Raw genomic sequence first — 17,328 nt, 5'->3', positions numbered from 1 at the left:
GATCGGACATGATCATGCAGACATGCGCGCTCAGCCGGGCTCGACGACCCGGTAGTGGGCGACGCCGACGTCCTGCCAGTTGCGCTCGTAGGTGCGGCCGCGGCCGGCGACGGCGAACGGGCGCGGGGCGGGCAGCTCGCGGGCGGGGGCGCGGCGGTCGTGCAGGGCCTCGTACTCGTCGCGGGCGAGGTCGACGGCGCCGGCGAGCGCCCCGGCGAGGTCGCTGCGAGCGGCGGCCTCGCGCCAGCCGGGCGCGACGCGGCCCGACCACACCTCGGCCGCGTCGCCGCTGCCGTAGCCGATCAGCGTCACGGCGGCGCCGTCCCACGGCAGCGCGCGCGCGCCGGCGTCGGCGAAGGCGGCGGCGATCCACGCCGGCAGCGACGCGGTGTAGAGGTTGCCGAGCTGCCTGACGACGGCGCGGCCGGGCTCGGTCGCCGCGAGCACGCGCGCGAACGCGGGGTCCTTCGTCGCGTGCCTGGCGACGGCCTGGGTGCGGGCCAGCGGATCGAACTCGGGCCCGTGGGCGCGCACGCCGTCGCGCGCGCGGCTGTCCCCGGCGAGCTCGGCGGCGAGGGCGTCGAAGGACACGTCGGCGGCACGACACGCGGCGTCGAGGGCGTCGCGGTCGCCGGCGCGGACGCAGGCCCACACCCACGCGGCGCCGAGAGCCGCGACCGGCATGCGGTCGTAGGGGCGGTGCAGCAGCAGGGCCGCCGGCTCGCACAGGAGCGCCCGCGGGTCGCCGCCGCCGCGCGCGTGGGCCGACTGCAGCGCGCGCACGACCGCCTCGACGTAGCAGACCGTCGAGTACTTGCCGTTGAACACCGGAAAGTCGCGCTCGCCGCGGCAGCTCGCGGGGTACTCGGACATGAAGTGGCGCGCGACCGGCTTGCGGAAGTCCCAGCCGCGCTCGTCGGACGAGCTGCCGGCGGTGCGCAGGTCGAGCGCGAGCAGGCGCGCCCGCGGCTCGACCAGCATCGCCACCGCGCCGGCCCCCTGGGTCGGCTCGCCCGAGCTGCCGCGCTCGTACTGCGCGATGTCGGCGGCGACCACCACGGCGACCCGATCGGCGCCGTCGGTCTGCACGTAGCGCAGCGCCGCCTTGAGCGCGTACATCCCGCCCAGGCAGGCGTGCTTGACCTCCGGGACCTCGACGTCGCGCGGCAGCGGGGCCCGGCCCGCGCTGCGCAGCGCGTCGTCGACCATGCCGCGCACGATCACCGCGCCGACGGCGTTGTCGAGGCTCGACTCGGTGCCGAGCGCGAGCATGCCGACCCGCGCCGGATCGACGTCGTGCTGTCGCAGCAGGCGCAGCACCGCCGCGGCCGCCATCGTATAGACGTCCTCGTCGGGCTGCGGCACGCGGAACGCGTCGCCGACCACCGCCGCGAGCTTGGCCGGCTCGGCGCCGGTCCACCCGGCGAAGGCGGTCAGGGCGACGCGCGGTCGTGGTACGTACAACGAGAGCCCCGAGAGGCCCGGATTCGCGGGAGCGAGGACGTCGGACATGGCGCGGACCATACGCGAGTCCGCGGCGCCGCGACCGCCGGCCTCGCGGCCCCTGTGCGCCGCGCCACGTCGCGTGCGGCGATTTCGCTGCTCACGACGATTCACGTCGGGGGAGCCATGAGATCGATCGCGAGCGCAGGGCGTCACGCACGACGATCGCCGCCGACGACGCGGGAGATCGGGCGAGCGCGGCCCGGTCCTCACTCACGTCAATGCACGGCGGCGGCACGAGCGAGCGCCGCTGCGGTGATTCTCGCAGCGGGCTCCCGGCCGCGGACGATCGGCGCTTTGCTTTCACGGGTCCATGTGGTCAGCTCCGCTATGCACATTCGCAGCGCGCTTCCGACTTCCTTCGCCTTGCTGATCGCCTGCGGCGACTCGGCCGTGACGACCAGCGAGACCGACACCGACACGTCGACCGGCACGACCGACACGTCGACGACCGCGACCACGGTCGAGCCGCCGACCACCGGCGAGCCGACGACGACCGGCGAGACGACGACCGACGAGACGACGACGACGACCGGCGAGCCGGCCGACACGACGAGCGACACCGGCGAGACGACGACGACGTCGACCTCGACGGATACGACTTCGACGACGACCGACACGTCGACCGAGACGACCGACACGAGCACGACCGGCGACCTGCCGCCCGACCTCGACGCGCTGGTCGTCGGCCTCGAGGGCGCGGTGCGGGTCGATTACGTCGGCGGCGGCGACGGCGGCATCGAGCACAGCACCTACTGGGGGCTCGTGAAGGGCAGCGCCGAGTACGACGCGCTGCCGCCGGCCGAGCAGAAGAAGGTCGACGCGATGAAGGCCAGCATCCTGCACAGCGCGCAGCGGGTGCCGACCAGCGAGACGCCGGGCGTGGAGGTGACGGGGACGCTGACGGTGGAGGCGCGCGCGCAGGAGCTCGTGCTCGCGGTGCCGACCGACTACAACGGGCGCCTGGTGGTGCTCGGCACCCCGGGCACGCGCGACCAGTGGTCGAGCCACGGCGTGCTGCTGGCGTGGCTGGTGGCGCGCGGCTACGCGGTGGTGGTCGGCAACAAGGGCATGACCAACGGCGGCGCCGACGGCAACGCGACGATGCTCAACAAGCAGCACCCGTCGCAGCACTGGGGCGCGATGGTGCTCGACCTCGGTCAGTGGGCCGGCGAGCGGCTGGCGGCGGCCCACGGCGAGGCGCCCGCGGCCATCTACGCGGCGGGGCTGTCGAACGGCGGGTATCAGGTCCGCCGCGCGCTCGAGCTCGATCGCCTGCGCGTGCTCGCGGGCGAGCCGGCGCTGTTCGCCGGCGGCCTCGACTGGGCCGGCGTGTACTGGCCCGACGCGCGGGTGCTCGACCAGGACGCCGACGACGTCGTGAGCCCGGCCGAGCTGGCCGCGGGCGACCACCTGATCCGCACCAACGAGGCGGCGGCGCTGACGATGCGCTACGCGTACGATCCGCTGACCGAGACGACGCCGGCGAAGTTCGCCGAGATCCCGCCGTACCAGGGCGCGCAGGCGGGGATGCAGGCCGCCGGCTTCGACCCGGCCTCGGCGCCGATCTGGGGCGCCTACAAACACGGCCTTCGATTACCTCAAGGGGTTCGGCCTGCCGCAATTCAAGGGGGTCGGCTATTACAACTTCACCGGCTATGTGTTTCGCGCCGAGCTGATGGGCCACGACGCCGCCGAGGCCGCGGCCTACTCGTGCTACACCGGGCCGAACGACGAGCCGCCCGCCATGTACGAGTGGCTGGCGCAGGCGCAGGACGCCGGGTTCACGGCCGAGCACGTGGAGTGGGCGCTGGTCAACGCGACCACCGGCGAATTCTCGGCCCCGCTGATCAGCGTGCACGGCGACGGCGACGGCCTCAACGGCCTCGGGGCCCACGCGCTGAGCTACCGCGCCGCCGTGTCCGCGTTCGGCACGCCGTCGCTGCACCGGCTGTACGTCGTCGCCCATGGCGGCCACGTCGACGCTCACAGCGACGGCCTCGCGCTCGACTTCGACTTCGACGGCACGAACGGCGAGGAGGGCGTCGCCGACCGCTTCACGCTGATGCAGCCCTACGCCGAGCGCGCGTTCCTCTACCTGGTCGACTGGGTCGAGAACGACGTCGCGGCCCCGCCCGCCAAGACGCTGGCGACCGATCCGGCGGGCGACGTGCTCGACGCCGAAGCGCTCGAGTTCTGATCGCGGGAGGACCTGAAGGCTGCGGCTGCTCCATACGATTGGAGCATCTCGGGTCATTGCGCCGTCCAGGCGCCGTCCATCGTCCACGCCACGCCGCGGACCTGGGCGGCGGCGTCGCTGCTGAGGAAGCAGACCAGCTCGGCGAGCTGCTCGGGGGTGACGAATTGGCCGGAGGGCTGCTTCTCGGCCAGCAATTCGTCGCGGGCGACGTCGAGGGCGAGGCCGCCCGAGACCGCGCGGGCCTCGACCTGCGCCTGCACCAGCGGCGTGAGCACCCAGCCGGGGCAGACCGCGTTGCAGGTGATGTTGGTGCGCGCCGTCTCGAGCGCCACGACCTTGGTGAGGCCGACCAGGCCGTGCTTGGCCGCCACGTAGGCCGACTTGTGGGCCGAGGCGACCAGGCCGTGCACCGAGGCGACGTTGACGATCCGGCCCCAGCCCTTGCGGCGCATCCGCGGCAGCGCCAGCCGCGTGGTGTGGAACGCCGAGCTGAGGTTGATCGCCAGCACCGCGTCCCAGCGCTCCGGCGCGAATTCTTCGACCGGCGCCACGTGCTGGATCCCCGCGTTGTTGACCAGGATGTCGACCCCGCCGAACACGTCGTCGGCGTAGCGCATCATCGCCTCGACCTCGGCCGGCTGCGACACGTCGGCGCCGTGGTGGGCCACCCGGCCGCCCCGGCTCGCGGCCGCGTCGCGGACCGCCGCCAGCGCGCTCTCGGCGTCGCCGAAGCCGTTGAGCAGCACGTTGGCGCCGCGGGCCGCGAGGGCGCCGGCGATGCCGAGGCCGATCCCGCTCGTCGAGCCGGTGACGAGCGCCGTCTTGCCCGAGAATTGCGTCATGACGAATGTCCTCCTGCCGATGTCGGGTCGTGCGCGCGCACGAATTCGCGGATCTGCGGGTAGATCGATGCGCGCCAGCGGCCGCCGGAGAAGATGCCGTAGTGGCCGGCGCCCGGAACCGTGAGCCGCTGCCTGGCCGCGTCGGGCAGGCCGCTGCACAGGTCGTGCGTGGCGTGGGTCTGGCCGGCGCCGGTGATGTCGTCCTCGGCGCCCTCGACGGTGAGCAGCGCCGTGTCGCGCAGGTCGGCGGGGCGCACGAGCTCGCCCGCGACCTGCCAGGTGCCGCGCGCGAGCGCGTGCTCCTGGAACACCAGCCGCACCGTCTCGAGGTAGTAGAGCGCGTCCATGTCGAGGACCGCGTTGTATTCGTCGTAGAAGCGCTCGTGCGCGGCGGCCTCGTCGTCGCGGCCGCGCACCCGGTCGAGCCAGTAGTCGCGGTACGACGCGAAGTGGCGCCGCGGGTTCATCGACACGAACGCGGCCAGCTGCAAAAAGCCCGGGTAGACCCGCCGGCCCTCGCCGGGGAAGCCCGCGGGCACGCGGTGGATCAGGTGCTTCTCGAACCACGTCAGCGGCCGCTCGGTGGCCAGGCGATTGACCTGCGTCGGACTGATGCGCCCGTCGACGGGGCCGCCCATCAGCACCAGCGACGCCGGCGTGGGCTGGCCGGCCGAGGCCATGCGCGCCGCCGCGGCCAGGGCCGGGACCGCGGGCTGGCACACCGCGACCACGTGCGTGCGCCGGGGACCGAGCGCGCGCAGGAATCGCTCGAGGTGCAGCACGTAGTCGTCGAGCCCGAAGAAGCCGGCCGACAGCGGCACCTCACGCGCATCGGACCAGTCGGTGACGTACACGTCGTGATCGGCGGCCAGCGAGCGCACGGTGTCGCGCAGCAGCGTGGCGAAGTGGCCCGACAGCGGCGCGCACAGCAGCACGCGCGGGTCGGCGGCCAGGCGCTCGGCGACCCGCGGGTCGTCGCTGCGGCGGGCGAAGCGGACCAGGCGACACCACGGCGTGTGCGTCACGACCTCCTCGCGGACCGCGACCGGCCGGCCGTGCGCGACCACCGAGTCGATGGCGAAGGCCGGCCGCGGGTGGTCCTTCGTGATGCGCTGCAGCAATTCCCAGCCGGCCGCGGCGGGCCGCCCGAGGCCCCCGGGCGCGAGGCGGAGCAGCTCGGCGTTCAACCGGGACAGCCCGGCGATCGGTCGCAGCCAGCGGCGTTGCAGGGCGTGGAGCTCGTAGAGCATGCAGGCTCGGGAGCATGCCGCGACTTTTGCTGCGCTGCAACATGGAACGTCGGAGATGGGCGCCTTCCTGAGCCGCGGGCCAGGATAGGCATGCTGCGCCGCACAAGTCGCGGGGTGCCGACACGGCCTCCGCGAGTGCGGGCCTCCGCCTGCCGATGTCGCCTGTGACGAGCTCGTGGAGGTCGGCGGCGATTTGCTGGATCTCCGCGGTCGCCTCGCCAGCGCCCACCAGCTTCGACTTCCACCACGTCAGCGTCCGCTGGTTGATGCCGGCCTTCGCCGCGTAGGTTCTCGGGTGCTCAAACCTCCTCCACGCTCTCGATCACGCGATGCACGAGGCCGTAGGCCTGGGCCTCGCGCGCGCTCATCCACAGGTTGCGCTCGGTCTCCCGCGTGAGCTTGGCGAGGTCCTGGCCGGTCGCGGCGGCGAAGATGCGGTTGAGCCGCGCCCGCATCGCCGCGATCTGCACCGCCTCGATCTCGATGTCGGCCGCGGCTCCGCGCAGGCCGCCGCTCGGCTGGTGCAGGAGAAAGCGCGTGTTCGGCAGCGCGATGCGGTTCTCTCGCCGGGCTGCGACGAAGATCAGCGCGCCCGCGCTGGCGACCCACCCGCTGCCGATCATCGTGACCTCGGGACGGATGAAGCGAATCACGTCGTGGATCGTGTCGCCCGACTCGACGTGGCCGCCCGGCGAGTGGATGACGATCCGGATCGGCGCCTCGCTCTCGCTCGCCAGCGCGAGCAGCTGCGCCGTGGTCGCCTGCGCGAGCTCGCTGGTAATCTCCCCGAAGATCAGCACCGTCCGGCTCTTCAGCAGGCTCCGGCGCACCTCGTCGGCCAGGGCGGGGGCGCGCGGTCGGTCGTCTTGCGGCTCGTTCGGGTCCGAATCCGGGTCCAGCATGGTCCCTAGCGTCCGGCAGCCGCGACCTGCCCGCCATGTCCCGCAGGCGCGTCGTCATGCCCGATCGTCTCGATCGCGTGCGGCCGCTGGACAGGCTGGCCCCGCGCGAGTCACCATCCGGTCATGACGGACGAGCTCGACGAGCAGCTTCCTCGCGGCGTGGCGGTGTCCCGGCGTCATGGGGAGCCGCCCTGGCAGGTGGACGCGGGCGAGCGACCGAGCCTGCACGTCGTCGTGGAGGGCTCGTTCCACCTCGTGCAACATGAGCAGCGGGTCCTCGAGCTCGCGCCGGGCGACCTCGTCCTCGTCGGCGCCGGGCCACCCGGCTCGGCGCCCCGCGAGCAGCGCTTGCGCTGCCTCCCGTCGCCGCCCGGGGCTCGCTCCGCGCAGGCCGAGCTGCTCTCGGCCACGTACGCCGCCGCGTCCGCGGAGCTGCCGGCGCTGCCGCCCGTCGTCCACCTCCCGGCCGCGGACACGCGCGCTTCGCCGGGCCTCCTGGCGATCGTGAGCCTGCTGCGCGCTGCGCTGGCAAACGCCGGCGCGGGGCAGGAGGCGCTGGCCCGGTCGCTGCTGCAGCCGCTGCTCGCATACACGCTGCACAGCCACCGCCGCGCGCTCGCGGCCACCCGAACCGTCGATCGGCGAATCACCCGCGCGCTCCAGCTCATGCAGGCGAAGCCGACCGAGCGCTGGACCGTCGCGGCGCTCGCCAAGGCGGCCGGCCTGTCCCGTGCGGCATTCGCCCGGCGCTTCCTCGCCGAACTCGGCGTCCCACCGCTGCGCCACCTGACGGCGATCCGCATGCAGCGCGCAGCGAAACGTCTGGCCGAGAGCGACGACTCGCTGGCCGCCGTCGCAGCCGAGGTCGGATACGACTCGGAGTTCGCGTTCAGCCGCGCCTTCAAGCGCCACATGGGCGAAGCCCCGGCCGCGTTCCGCCGCCGCTGCAGCGCGCAAGGCGGGCCGCACGCCCTCCCGGTCGTCTGCGCGGCGGCGTAGCGCCGGCTCCCTTCGCCACAGGCAGCGCTTGGCGGCAGCCAGAGCTGTCGTGCGTGGTCTGGGTGCTGACCGCGAGCACGAGCACGCTGCCCGCGGTCGTCGCGGTGCCGGCCTCCCATTGCACGGTCACCGTCGTGGTCGCCACATTCGTCTCCCTGAGCCGCGCAGCGATGCACGTGGAGCGCGAGCGCGGTGTGAGCATTCGCGCCGACGAATTCACGCGGCCGCGCCCACGTCGCAGCGCACGCGAGCATGCGGGCGACGTCAGGCGCGGCGGGTCTTCGAGGCCGACTGCATCGCGTAGGCGATGCCGTGCTCGAGGCTCGGCAGCGTGCGCGCGCCGCCGAAGTCGGCCCCGAGGTCGACGATCGTGCGGGCGACGTCGGGGCCGATGCCGGTGAGCACCAGCTCCGCGCCGAGCAGCTTGACGGCGCGGGCGACGTCCCCCAGGGCCCGCGCGGCGACGGTGTCGACCCGCGGCACGCCGGTGACGTCGAGCAGCACGAACGCGGCCCGCCGCTCCTGCACGCCGGCGAGGATCGCCTCGAGCATGCGGCCGGCCCGGTCGGCGTCGACGTCGCCGATCAGCGGGACGGCGACCACGTGGCGGGCGATCGGCACCAGCGGGGTCGACAGCGCCTGCAGCGTCGCGCTCTGGGCGTCGATGACCTGCTGCTGCAGCGCGGCGGTCTCGGCCGCGGCGAGCTCGAGCGCGACGGTCCGCTCGTGCACCCGCGCCTCGAGCTCGTGGTTGAGGCGCATCACCGCCTCGCGGTGGTCGTGCTGCTCGGTCATGTTGCGGACGACGATGATCAGCTCGTCGTCGCCGGTGCGGATCAGCCGCGCCTCGTACCATTCGATGCTGCTGCCGAGGTCGAGCGAGTACTCCATGCGGGCCTTGCCCGCCGGCCCCGCCGTCTCCGCCAGCGCCTGGACGGTGAGCGCGGCGACGTCGGGCGGCAGGACGTCCTGCATGCGCTTGCCGAGGAACACCTCGGACGGGACGTAGAGCGAGCTGGTCGGGCTGGCGATGTAATTCGTGATCGTGCCGTCCAGGCGGAGCTGGAAGAACAGGTCCGGCACGGCCCGGTAGATGGTCTCGAGCGCCGTCGCCAGCTTGAGCCGGTCCTCGACCGTTCGCTGCGCCTCCGTGGCCTCGCGCTCGAGGCGGGCGATGTCGTCGCGGAGTCGCTGGTTCTCGGCGCGCAGGTCGGCGAGGGTCGGGTCTTCCATGATGGGCGCGCGACCATAGCCGAGCGCTGTCCTCGCAGGTAGCTCGACGCGTGCAGGCGAGCGCGCGATCCCGAGCGGGACTCGCTGCGCGCCCGCGCGTCGCGGGCCGATGCGCTCGAGCGCTGTCGAGTTCACGTCGCGCTCAATCGTGAGACCCGAGGCCGATCTCGATTCGCGGTCGGCGCCGGCGATGGGCGCTGCAGACCTGCGAACCTCGCTTCGCTCTCGTCTGCACCGGCGCGCGATCGTCGGAGGATTCGGGAGCTTCGCCGATCAACGCAGCGCGAGCACGGCGATCTCGCCTTTCTCGCTGCCGACCGCCGCGTGCGCGCCGCTGCGATCGAACGCGATCGCGGTCAGGCCGCCCTTGGCGAACACCTTGTGCGTCGCCAGCAGCTCGCCGCCCGGGTAGTCGCGCAGCTCGAGCTCGCCGCTCTCGTTGCCGATGGCGAGTCGCCGGCCGTCGGGGTGCCAGGCTATCGCCGTGAGGCCGACGGTCGCGTCCTCGAGCGCGCTCAGGGTCCGCTTCCCGTCGGCGAGCGCGAGGAACTGCAGGCGGCGGTCCTGCCGGACCTCGATCTTGCCGTCACGCTCGGGCCCGTAGAGGCTGCGCTGGCACAGCGCGACCAAGTGCTCGCCGCGCGGGTCGAAGCCGAGCCGGCGGACGCCGTGGCCGCCGCTGTGGTCGGGGAAGAGGTCCTCGCGCCAGAGCGTGGTGCCCTTGCCGGTGTCGACGCAGCGGACGTCGTTGCCGATGGTGGCCGTCCACGCGACGTGGCGACCGTCGCGCGACAGCGCCGCCAGCGGGTAGGCATTGACGGCCGGGCCGCCGACGCGCGCCTGCTCCTGCCAGCTCGTCGCGCCGGCCGGCCCGACCGCGAGGAGCGACACTCCGGTGGCGGTGACCACCGCGACGCGCTCGCCGGCCGCGTCGAGGGTCGACAGCGAATAATTGGAGATGTGCTCGATCGGGTGCACCGCCAGCTCGCGCACGACGTCGCCCTCGGGCTCCCACACCAGCAGGCGGACGATCCCCCCAGCCGTCATCAGCGACTTCGCGGGGTCGAAGTCGTAGAGCGAATACACCAGGCGGCCGTCGGGCAGGAACTCGCAGCCGCCGCAGCTGCCGCTGGCGCCGTGGCCGGTGAAGACCCGCGTCACCGCGCCGGTCGCCGACTCGACGCGATACAGCGCGTGTTCGGGGCCGCCGCGCAGGTCGGGCTCCTGCGTCACGGCCAGCGCGGGGCCGGTCGGGTCGAACGCGAGGCGATGCACCCGCAAGCCGCGATTCGGCGCGCGGAAGCGGTGCAGCTCGGTGTACGGCCCGGCGGGCGCGCGCGGCTTGCGAGGCTTGCGCGGGGCGGCGACGACGTTGGCCTCGTGCGCCGCCGCGAACGCCTCGATGTCGGGCGCCGGGCCACGCGAGGGCGACACCTCGATCGCCACGTCCTCCGAGCGCGGGCGGACCACCGCGAAGCCGGCCCGCTCGAGTTCGTCGCACACCAGCCCGGCGTCGCCGCGCCAGTACAGCGACAGCGCGTGCGCCAGCTGGCCGAGATCGTCGAACGCGTCGTGCGACTGGTCGTGCCAGAACACGGCGGTCTGCTCCGGGTCGCGCTGCGTCTCGGTGATCTGCTCCCAGCCGGCGCTCTGGGTCGAGCCGGCGCAGGCCAGGGCGAGCACGCCGCGCTCCGCGAGCGCGTCGAAGGCCGCCAGCAGGCGCCGCAGGTCGCACGTCTGGGCCGCCGAGCGCGGGCTCAGCACGAGCGTCCCGCTCTCGGCGTAGCGCTCGCGCGCCGCCTCGTCGCGGGTGAGCCGGACCGTCAGGCCGCGGCGCGCGAACGCCATCTGCAGCGCGTTGCGGTCGCCGCCCCACCACGCCGTCAACGGCCGCGTCAGCGCCCCGTCGCCGGCGAACGCCTTGTCGGCCTTGCGGCTCCACAGCAGGAACGCCGGCGCCTCGCCCTCGTCGGTCGGCGAGAACTCGGCGACCTCGGCGTCGGCGAGCGCGGGGAACACGTCGAACTGGTCGTACGGCCCGTTGAGGTTGCGCCCGCGCAGGCGGAACGCCTCCCGCCCTTTCAAGTCGCCGACGATCTGCTCGAGGGTGCTCCGCGTGATGTCCACGCGCGCAGGATAACCGCCCGCCCGCCCACGCGAACATGTTTTAAAGGACATCCGGGGACTGCGGAGGGGGCGACCCGACGCCTCGCCGGGTCATGGCGAGGCGACGAAGTCGACGCCCTGCGCGTCGGCGGCGGTGAGGTCGACCATCTGGTCGTTCGAGCAGGTGAGGATCGCGTGCGTGCAGGCCACCTCGCGCACCCCGGGGACCAGGCCGAGGAGCGCGTAGTAGCCGTGGGCGTCGGTGCGGGTGACGTGCGCGCCGGCGGCGAGCCGCGCGTCGGCGACGCCGTGGCCCTCGCCGTCGACCACGCGGCCGCGGATCGCGTGGGTGCCCGGGCGGGCGGCCACGGTCGAGAACAGCCACTGCTGGGCCACCTGGCGCGAGGCCGCGTCGTCGGCCAGCCAGGCGTCGGTGTGGCCGACGCCGGGGACCGCGAGGGTGGCGGGAGGATGGCCGAACGAGGTGAGCAGCTCGACGCCCTCGAGGCTGTTGGCTGCGCCGCCGTCGCCGGCCGCGCCCCACGACAACAGGGCAGCCCGCCCGCGCACGCGGCCCATCCGCGTGGCCGCGCCGGCGCCCTGATCGGGAGTGAGGTTCGTGAGCACGTCGGCGTGGCTGTGCATGAAGAAGCCGAGCCAGGCGTCGGCGATCGCGTCGTCGTGGAGGCCGACGAAGCTGGCGCCGATCGCCCCGCGCGAGAAGCCGCTGACGACCACCGCGCCGGGGTCGATGCCCCAGGTCTCGATCGTCCGCGCGAGGTTGGTCTGCCAGTAGGCGATCGTCGCCGGCACGTCACCCCAGCCGTAGTCGAGGTTGGCGCCGTTCTCGAGGTACGGCAGGACCAACCAGACGTGGTGACGACAGCCGGCGAGGTAATAGCCGAGAGTGGCGTCGTCGACCTCGCCGGTGAATTCGCCGTACTTGTTGCACGGCGATTCGACGACCATCGGATAACGCCGGCCGGGCTGCCAGTCGGGCGGCAAGTAGAGGCCGTGATAGACGCCGGTGCCCTCGTACTCGGGCGCGACGACCTTGACGAACGCGCCCGGCGCCGGCTCGCCGGCGACGAGCGGCGGACGCGGGGGACAGACGGGATGATCGTCGGCGATCTCGATCGTGACCTCGACGCTGGCCTGCAGGTCCGCCGCGCCGGCGGTGATCGTGGCGACGCCCGCCGCGCTGTTGCTGGCCTGGAAGGTGCCGCCGTGGCGCGTGATCGTGCCGAGGGCCGGATCGTCGAGGCTCCACTCGGCCTCGACCGCGTTCGTCACGCCGTGGGCGTCCTCCCCGGTGGCCGTGAACTGGGCCGGGAACGACCAGCCGCTGGTGACGAGGACGTGGAGCTGCGGCGGCTCGATGTGCAGGGCCACGAGGCCGTCGCCGGGGCCGGTCGTGTCGCCGGTGCTCGTGGTGCTCGTGGTCGTGAGCACCGCGGTGGTCGCGGTCGACGTCGTCGAGCTCGTAAGACTCGCGGTGGTGGGCTCGGGCTCGCTGCCGGTGGTCGTGGTCGTGGTCGCGGGCGTGGTGCTCACGCCGCCCGTGGTCGGCGAGTGGCCGTCGTCGCCGGCAGGCGCGGGACAGGCCGCCAGCGCCACGAGGAGCAGGTTGCCGATCCACCGCGCGTCGGGCGTCGCCATCGCGCTCATCGTGCCCGACGCGGGCGACGGTGAAAAGGCGGACGCACGCTCGGGGCGGCGGACGGGTCACGCTCGTCGGTTGATGAAATGTCTTATGGGACATGTCTTTGATGACATGTCCGAAGGACAATCCGGAGAAAGGCTCAGGCCAGCAGCTCGGGGATCGTGTCGCTGACGAGGCCCTCGGTGACCCCGAACGACGGCTCCTGGCTGCCGAACAGCTTGAGCAGGGAGAACGGCACCTTGCTGGCGTTGTCGCCGGCGGCGCGGTGGTGCAGGTCGCCGCGCAGCAGGCCGCCGCCCTTGCCAATCACCAGCAGGGGGAAGTCGTCCATGCGGTGGTCCCACGGCTGGGCGACGCAGGAGGTGGTGTAGATGACGGCGTTGTCGAGCAGGTTGCCGGCGCCGTCGGGCGTGTCGCGGAAGCGCTTCAGCAGCTCGGCGAGGCCGGTCATCGCGTAGGCGACGCCGGTGTGGAAGCCATTCGTCGCGTAGTCGATGCCCATCGGGCTGAGGCGGTGGCCGAAGTCCTCGTGGAAGGTGACGGTGCCGAGGCCGGCCTCGGTGTAGGGCGCGTGGCAGGCGGCGCACGAGAACACGAACGAGGCGACGCGGGTGAGCTCGCACGAGAAGGCGAAGGCGAGCAGGTCGGCGAAGGCCTGGCAGCGGGCGATCGAGATCGAGCCGTCCTCGCCGCGGTCGGGGTAGGCGACGTCGGGATCGATCGGGACGCCGCAGTCGGCCGACGCGATGGTGGCGTCGATCTGGGTCTGCAGCTCGCCGATGCCCTCGAGGTGGCGATCGAGGCGCATGCGGTCCTCGGCGCCGAGCCGGCCCTGCAGCGCCTTGGCCTCCTCGGCGACGGCGTCGAGGATGTTCTTGCGGCGGAACAGCGCGGGGTCGGGCTCCTGCGCGCCCGAGAGGCCGAGCAGGGTGGCGAACAGCGCGGCGGGGCTGTAGTTGGGCGGGTTGGGCGCGTTGGGGCCGCTGAACGAGATGTTGAAGTCGAGCGCGCCGGCGCCGGTGACGTTGCTGATGCCGACGTGGATCCCGCTGGGGAAGGCGGTGTCCTTGTTGACGAGGTCGGCGATCTTCTGGTCGATCGAGGGCGCGGTGACGTCGCCGTTCATGGCCGCCTGCGCCCCGGTGAGCACGGCGGCGGGCGCGGACTTGTGGGCGTAGAGCGCGGGGATCTTGACCTCGTAGCCCGACAGGACCGACAGCCACGCCTTGTAGTCGGCCAGCGGCACGAGCGAGGGGCTGACGCTCCACGCGGCGCCCTGACCGACGGCCGCCGGCACCCACTGCGCGGGGTCGATGCCGTTGCCGAAGAACCACGTCAGGTAGCGCGGCAGGAGCGGGGTGCCGTCGGCGTACGCGGTGCCGTTGCCGTCGAGCATGCCGGCCAGGCGCGGCAGCGGCAGGGCCACGGCGACGCCGGCGAGCATGCCGCGGAGGACGGTGCGGCGCGGGATCGGTCGGCTCACGGCTTGTCTCCTTCGCTGGCGACGACGGTGCCCGCGGGGTGGGCGAAGCGGAAGTCGTCGTGGGTGACGAGGCTGATCAGCAGCCTGTCGAAGCGGTTGCCCGACAGCGCGAGCTCGTCCTCGATCTCGGCCAGGGTGTCGGCCTCGCGCGACAGCGGCAGGCGGCCGCCGGCGTAGGTGTAGAGCTTGCGCACCAGGCAGGCGCCGACGACCGGGTGCTGGCGCAGCAGCAGCGCCAGCTCGCCGGCGTCGCTGAACGGCTGGCCGTCGAGGTCGCCGCCGGCGTCGATCGTCAGACCCTGGTCGGTCGCGCGGAAGCGGCCGATGGTGTCGAAGTGCTCGAGCGCGAGGCCCAGCGGATCCGTGATGTCGTGACAGCCGGCGCAGGCCGGGTCGGCGCGGTGCGGCTCGAGCTTCTCGCGCATCGTCTGCGGGCCGTCGTTCTCCATCACGCCGTCGTCGAGGTTGGTGTCGACGTTGGGCGGCGGCGGCGGGACGGTGCGGCACAGCAGCGACTCGGCGATGAACTGCCCGCGCTCGGTCGGCGAGGTGCGGGCGGGCAACGAGTTCATCGCCAGCATCAGCGCGCTGCCGATGAGGCCGCGGCGCGGGCTGTCGGCCGGGAGCACGGCGGCGCGGAAGACGTCGGGCTCGACCGGGTCGAGGCCGTAGATCGCCGCCAGCTCGTTGTTGACGAACACTTTTTGTCCGTCGTACAGGCTGAAGAAGTCGCCCGGCTGGTCGAACACGACGTCCTCGACGCGCGCGAGCAATTCGTCGCGCATCACCGCCTTGAGCGTCGGGGTCCACTGCGGGTAGAGCGTGTCGTCCTTGACCTTCTCGCCGAGCGCCCACAATCCGTACAGCTCGGCGACGAAGTTGTGCACGCCCTGGCGCGCGCGCGGGTCGGCGAGCATGCGCAGCGCCTGCTCGGTGACCCCGGGGCCGTCGGCCAGCAGGTCGGCCTCGGCGGCGTCGAGCAGCGCCTCGTCGGGCAAGGTGTTCCACAGCGTGAAGGCCAGCCGCGAGGCCATCTCGTACGAGGTGAACTTGAGGCGGCCGTCGTCCTCCGGCGAGGGCAGGCCGAGCTCGACGCGGTAGAGGAAGTAGGGGGCCTGCAGCAACGCCCACACCGCGTGGCGCAGGCCGACGACGACGTCGCCGGTCTCGTCGGCGACGGCGCCGGCGATGCCGACGTGGCGCTCGAGCTCGACGCCGGTGAGCGGCCGCCGCCAGGCCCGCCGGCCGAAGGTGGCCAGGGCGTCGCGGATACATGTGACGTCGGTCGCCTGCGCCGGCACGCAGTGGAGGATCTGGGCCACGCGCGCGGGGTCGGCGAACGCCTCCGCGGTCGCGTCGCCGATCGCCTGCTCGTATTGGGCCACGCCGGCCGGCGACAGGGCGACGCGCGACGCCCCGACGGCGAAAAACCCGTCCTGCAGCGAGTCGGCCTCGACCGCGCCGAGCTTCACCGGCCCGAGGAGGTCGTGCATGCTGTGCGTGAATTCCGAGGCGGTGAGGCGCCGCAGCATCGGCCCGGGGACGGACGCAGGAGCCTCGGGTTCGCCGGTGTCGCTGCCCGTGCCGGTCGTCGGCGCGCCGCCGCCGGTGGCGTCGCCGGTGGCCGATTCGGTGGTGGTGCCGGCGCTGCCGTCGGCGTTCGCGCTGTCGCCCCGGGAACAGGCCGAGGCGCCGAGCAGCGCCGCGAGCAGGACAGCGAATCGTTGCGGAGCGCCGCGTGTCATGGACCTCCAGAGCGCCCGCTTCGCGCACGCGAACGAGGACGCGCGAGCACCGTAGCCCCGGCCGCGCTCGCCCGTCAATGCGCCCACGGGTCGATGACGAGGCCGGCACGGCGGTGCGCGATTTGGGGTCGGGGATTCGCCCGTGCACGCCCGCGGTGGGGCCCGCGACCCGCACGCGTGGACGTAGAGCCGACGGGTGCGTGTATTGGTTGTCTGTCTCTCGGGACATGTCGATCGACGGCGAGCCGGGATGACGGAGCCATCGCATGTCTGAAAGGACAGCTCGGCCGCGGCCCACGGGCCCGGGTCCTCGGCGATCCTCCGAGGATCGGCCGCCGGCCCGGTGTTGACACCGCCGATCCGGCGAGGAAGGATCACCCATGGCCTTGATCCCCGAGACCCCCCTGTCCCGCTGCCCCGCGTGCGAGGAGCTGGTCCGCGTCGCCGATCCAGCATGCCCACACTGCGGGGCCCCACGGGCGCGTGCCGAGCGAGCGACCTCGCTGGTCGCGCTGGCCGCGGCGTTCGCGGTCGCCGGCTGCGCGGGGGAGCCTGAATACGGCGTCCCGCTGACCGACTCGACCGGGTCGGCGACGGAGGCGACGACGACGGAGGCGACGACGACGGAGGCATCGACGGAAGCGACGAGCACGGAGCCGACCGGGACGACCGCGCCGACGACGGGCACCGGCACGACGGACACCGACACGACCGGGGCCGCGAGGTCCGATGCGGAAGCCAAAGAGTCGCGACAGCAGCCGCGCTGAGCGCAGCGAACGTCACGTACCGTCACGGCGGGTGATCCCGCCGCGCGGGCCTCGACGCGCAAGGGTGGTCCGCAAGCCGCGCTCCACGCGGTCGGCCGGGACACGCAGAGGAGGTCGATTGCGGCGAGGGCCTGCCGTGAGGGACATTCCCGCGGGCCGCAGGTCAGGCGCGAGCTGTCACGCCGCGCGAATCACAACAGCAGCAGGCCCGCGCGCACGGTCATCGCCAGCAGCACCAGCGACGACAGCAGGAACAGGGCGAAGCGCAGCTCGATGATGTTGACGAGCGACTGCACGAGGCTGTGTACCACTCGCAGGACCACGTAGGTCCACGCGAGGTTGACGTCGACGGAGGTCGTGCCGGCGACGAGCGCGAGCACCAGCGCGACCGCGTAGAACTGCGTCGGCTGCTCCATCAGGTGGTTGTAATTGTCGGCCTTCCAGCGCACCTCGGGCGGGAGCTCGGACATCTGTTGGCCGCGCGGCGCGTATGGGTCGAGCTTCATGCGGGAGCGCTGGATCGCCGGGATGCGGGTCGCGTACATCCACGTCCACATCACGAAGGTCCAGCCCACCAGCGCGATGACGGGGAGCAGCAGTTCTCGGTTGGCCATGCCGGATGCTACCACGCCGGG

General features: G+C 73.1%; 14 protein-coding genes. 3 read left to right on the top strand and 11 right to left on the bottom strand.

Features of this window, described 5'->3' with window-relative positions; genetic code table 11:
• Positions 1–30: 30 nt before the first annotated feature.
• Together K7C98_RS21660 and K7C98_RS21655 are read right to left on the bottom strand one after the other, a co-directional pair.
• On the bottom strand, positions 31–1,512 hold the full coding sequence (locus K7C98_RS21660; RefSeq protein ID WP_224193622.1) for a hydroxymethylglutaryl-CoA synthase: 1,482 nt from the start codon (positions 1,510–1,512) through the stop codon (positions 31–33).
• Between the two features lie 209 nt (positions 1,513–1,721).
• Complete coding sequence (locus tag K7C98_RS21655; protein ID WP_224193621.1) at positions 1,722–2,150, bottom strand: hypothetical protein; 429 nt, start codon at positions 2,148–2,150, stop codon at positions 1,722–1,724.
• Positions 2,151–3,163: 1,013 nt separating this feature from the next.
• On the opposite strand from K7C98_RS21655, the gene K7C98_RS21650 reads away from it, so the two are divergent.
• Positions 3,164–3,703: a hypothetical protein gene (locus K7C98_RS21650; RefSeq protein ID WP_224193620.1), complete on the top strand. Its 540-nt coding sequence runs from the start codon at positions 3,164–3,166 to the stop codon at positions 3,701–3,703.
• 53 nt (positions 3,704–3,756) lie between these two features.
• Here K7C98_RS21650 and K7C98_RS21645 read toward each other — a convergent pair whose 3' ends face one another.
• The 3 genes from K7C98_RS21645 to K7C98_RS21635 form a co-directional block, all read right to left on the bottom strand.
• Positions 3,757–4,545 carry a 3-hydroxybutyrate dehydrogenase gene (locus K7C98_RS21645; protein WP_224193619.1) on the bottom strand — a complete coding sequence of 263 codons (789 nt, stop codon included), beginning with the start codon at positions 4,543–4,545 and terminating at the stop codon, positions 3,757–3,759.
• Entirely contained in the window at positions 4,542–5,795 is a 1,254-nt protein-coding gene (phaZ, locus tag K7C98_RS21640; protein WP_224193618.1) for a polyhydroxyalkanoate depolymerase, read from the bottom strand. The genes K7C98_RS21645 and phaZ overlap by 4 nt, the downstream gene beginning before the upstream one ends.
• A gap of 299 nt (positions 5,796–6,094) precedes the next feature.
• Positions 6,095–6,697 (bottom strand): ATP-dependent Clp protease proteolytic subunit, encoded by a 603-nt coding sequence (locus K7C98_RS21635; protein WP_224193617.1) that lies wholly within the window; start codon positions 6,695–6,697, stop codon positions 6,095–6,097.
• A gap of 123 nt (positions 6,698–6,820) precedes the next feature.
• On the opposite strand from K7C98_RS21635, the gene K7C98_RS21630 reads away from it, so the two are divergent.
• A complete protein-coding gene (locus K7C98_RS21630; protein WP_224193616.1) occupies positions 6,821–7,696 on the top strand; it encodes an AraC family transcriptional regulator in 876 nt (291 codons plus the stop codon).
• 264 nt (positions 7,697–7,960) lie between these two features.
• On the opposite strand, the gene K7C98_RS21625 is transcribed toward K7C98_RS21630, so the two are convergent.
• The 5 genes from K7C98_RS21625 to K7C98_RS21605 all read right to left on the bottom strand — a co-directional run bounded on the left by K7C98_RS21625 (position 7,961) and on the right by K7C98_RS21605 (position 15,926).
• The gene (locus tag K7C98_RS21625) at positions 7,961–8,929 is read right to left on the bottom strand and encodes an STAS domain-containing protein (protein ID WP_224193615.1); all 969 of its coding nucleotides are present in this window, start codon (positions 8,927–8,929) and stop codon (positions 7,961–7,963) included.
• Between the two features lie 273 nt (positions 8,930–9,202).
• A complete protein-coding gene (locus K7C98_RS21620) occupies positions 9,203–11,056 on the bottom strand; it encodes a WD40 repeat domain-containing protein (protein ID WP_224193614.1) in 1,854 nt (617 codons plus the stop codon).
• A gap of 90 nt (positions 11,057–11,146) precedes the next feature.
• Positions 11,147–12,694: a carboxypeptidase-like regulatory domain-containing protein gene (locus K7C98_RS21615; RefSeq protein WP_224193613.1), complete on the bottom strand. Its 1,548-nt coding sequence runs from the start codon at positions 12,692–12,694 to the stop codon at positions 11,147–11,149.
• A gap of 143 nt (positions 12,695–12,837) precedes the next feature.
• Positions 12,838–14,181: a DUF1552 domain-containing protein gene (locus K7C98_RS21610; RefSeq protein WP_224193612.1), complete on the bottom strand. Its 1,344-nt coding sequence runs from the start codon at positions 14,179–14,181 to the stop codon at positions 12,838–12,840.
• Positions 14,178–15,926, bottom strand: a complete 1,749-nt coding sequence (locus tag K7C98_RS21605) for a DUF1592 domain-containing protein (protein ID WP_224193611.1) — start codon at positions 15,924–15,926, stop codon at positions 14,178–14,180. Before K7C98_RS21605 ends, K7C98_RS21610 begins: the two co-directional genes overlap by 4 nt.
• A 380-nt stretch (positions 15,927–16,306) precedes the next feature.
• Here K7C98_RS21605 and K7C98_RS21600 point away from each other — a divergent pair, with 380 nt between their 5' ends.
• Positions 16,307–16,693 carry a hypothetical protein gene (locus K7C98_RS21600; RefSeq protein ID WP_224193610.1) on the top strand — a complete coding sequence of 129 codons (387 nt, stop codon included), beginning with the start codon at positions 16,307–16,309 and terminating at the stop codon, positions 16,691–16,693.
• Positions 16,694–16,884: 191 nt separating this feature from the next.
• On the opposite strand, the gene K7C98_RS21595 is transcribed toward K7C98_RS21600, so the two are convergent.
• On the bottom strand, positions 16,885–17,307 hold the full coding sequence (locus K7C98_RS21595; protein WP_224193609.1) for an MAPEG family protein: 423 nt from the start codon (positions 17,305–17,307) through the stop codon (positions 16,885–16,887).
• Between the last annotated feature and the right edge of the window lie 21 nt (positions 17,308–17,328).

Origin of the sequence: Nannocystis pusilla (assembly GCF_020073745.1) — a bacterium.
GTDB lineage: Bacteria > Myxococcota_A > Polyangia > Nannocystales > Nannocystaceae > Nannocystis > Nannocystis radixulma.
This window is presented reverse-complemented; position numbering and strand designations above follow the sequence as displayed.

Excerpts from the sequence above, each read along its gene's own strand:
- K7C98_RS21635 (WP_224193617.1), bottom strand. The coding sequence starts at position 6,697 with ATGCTGGACCCGGATTCGGACCCGAACGAGCCGCAAGACGACCGACCG.
- K7C98_RS21630 (WP_224193616.1), top strand. The coding sequence starts at position 6,821 with ATGACGGACGAGCTCGACGAGCAGCTTCCTCGCGGCGTGGCGGTGTCC.
- phaZ (WP_224193618.1), bottom strand. The coding sequence starts at position 5,795 with ATGCTCTACGAGCTCCACGCCCTGCAACGCCGCTGGCTGCGACCGATC.
- K7C98_RS21615 (WP_224193613.1), bottom strand. The coding sequence starts at position 12,694 with ATGGCGACGCCCGACGCGCGGTGGATCGGCAACCTGCTCCTCGTGGCG.
- K7C98_RS21625 (WP_224193615.1), bottom strand. The coding sequence starts at position 8,929 with ATGGAAGACCCGACCCTCGCCGACCTGCGCGCCGAGAACCAGCGACTC.
- K7C98_RS21595 (WP_224193609.1), bottom strand. The coding sequence starts at position 17,307 with ATGGCCAACCGAGAACTGCTGCTCCCCGTCATCGCGCTGGTGGGCTGG.
- K7C98_RS21645 (WP_224193619.1), bottom strand. The coding sequence starts at position 4,545 with ATGACGCAATTCTCGGGCAAGACGGCGCTCGTCACCGGCTCGACGAGC.
- K7C98_RS21660 (WP_224193622.1), bottom strand. The coding sequence starts at position 1,512 with ATGTCCGACGTCCTCGCTCCCGCGAATCCGGGCCTCTCGGGGCTCTCG.
- K7C98_RS21600 (WP_224193610.1), top strand. The coding sequence starts at position 16,307 with ATGGCCTTGATCCCCGAGACCCCCCTGTCCCGCTGCCCCGCGTGCGAG.
- K7C98_RS21605 (WP_224193611.1), bottom strand. The coding sequence starts at position 15,926 with ATGACACGCGGCGCTCCGCAACGATTCGCTGTCCTGCTCGCGGCGCTG.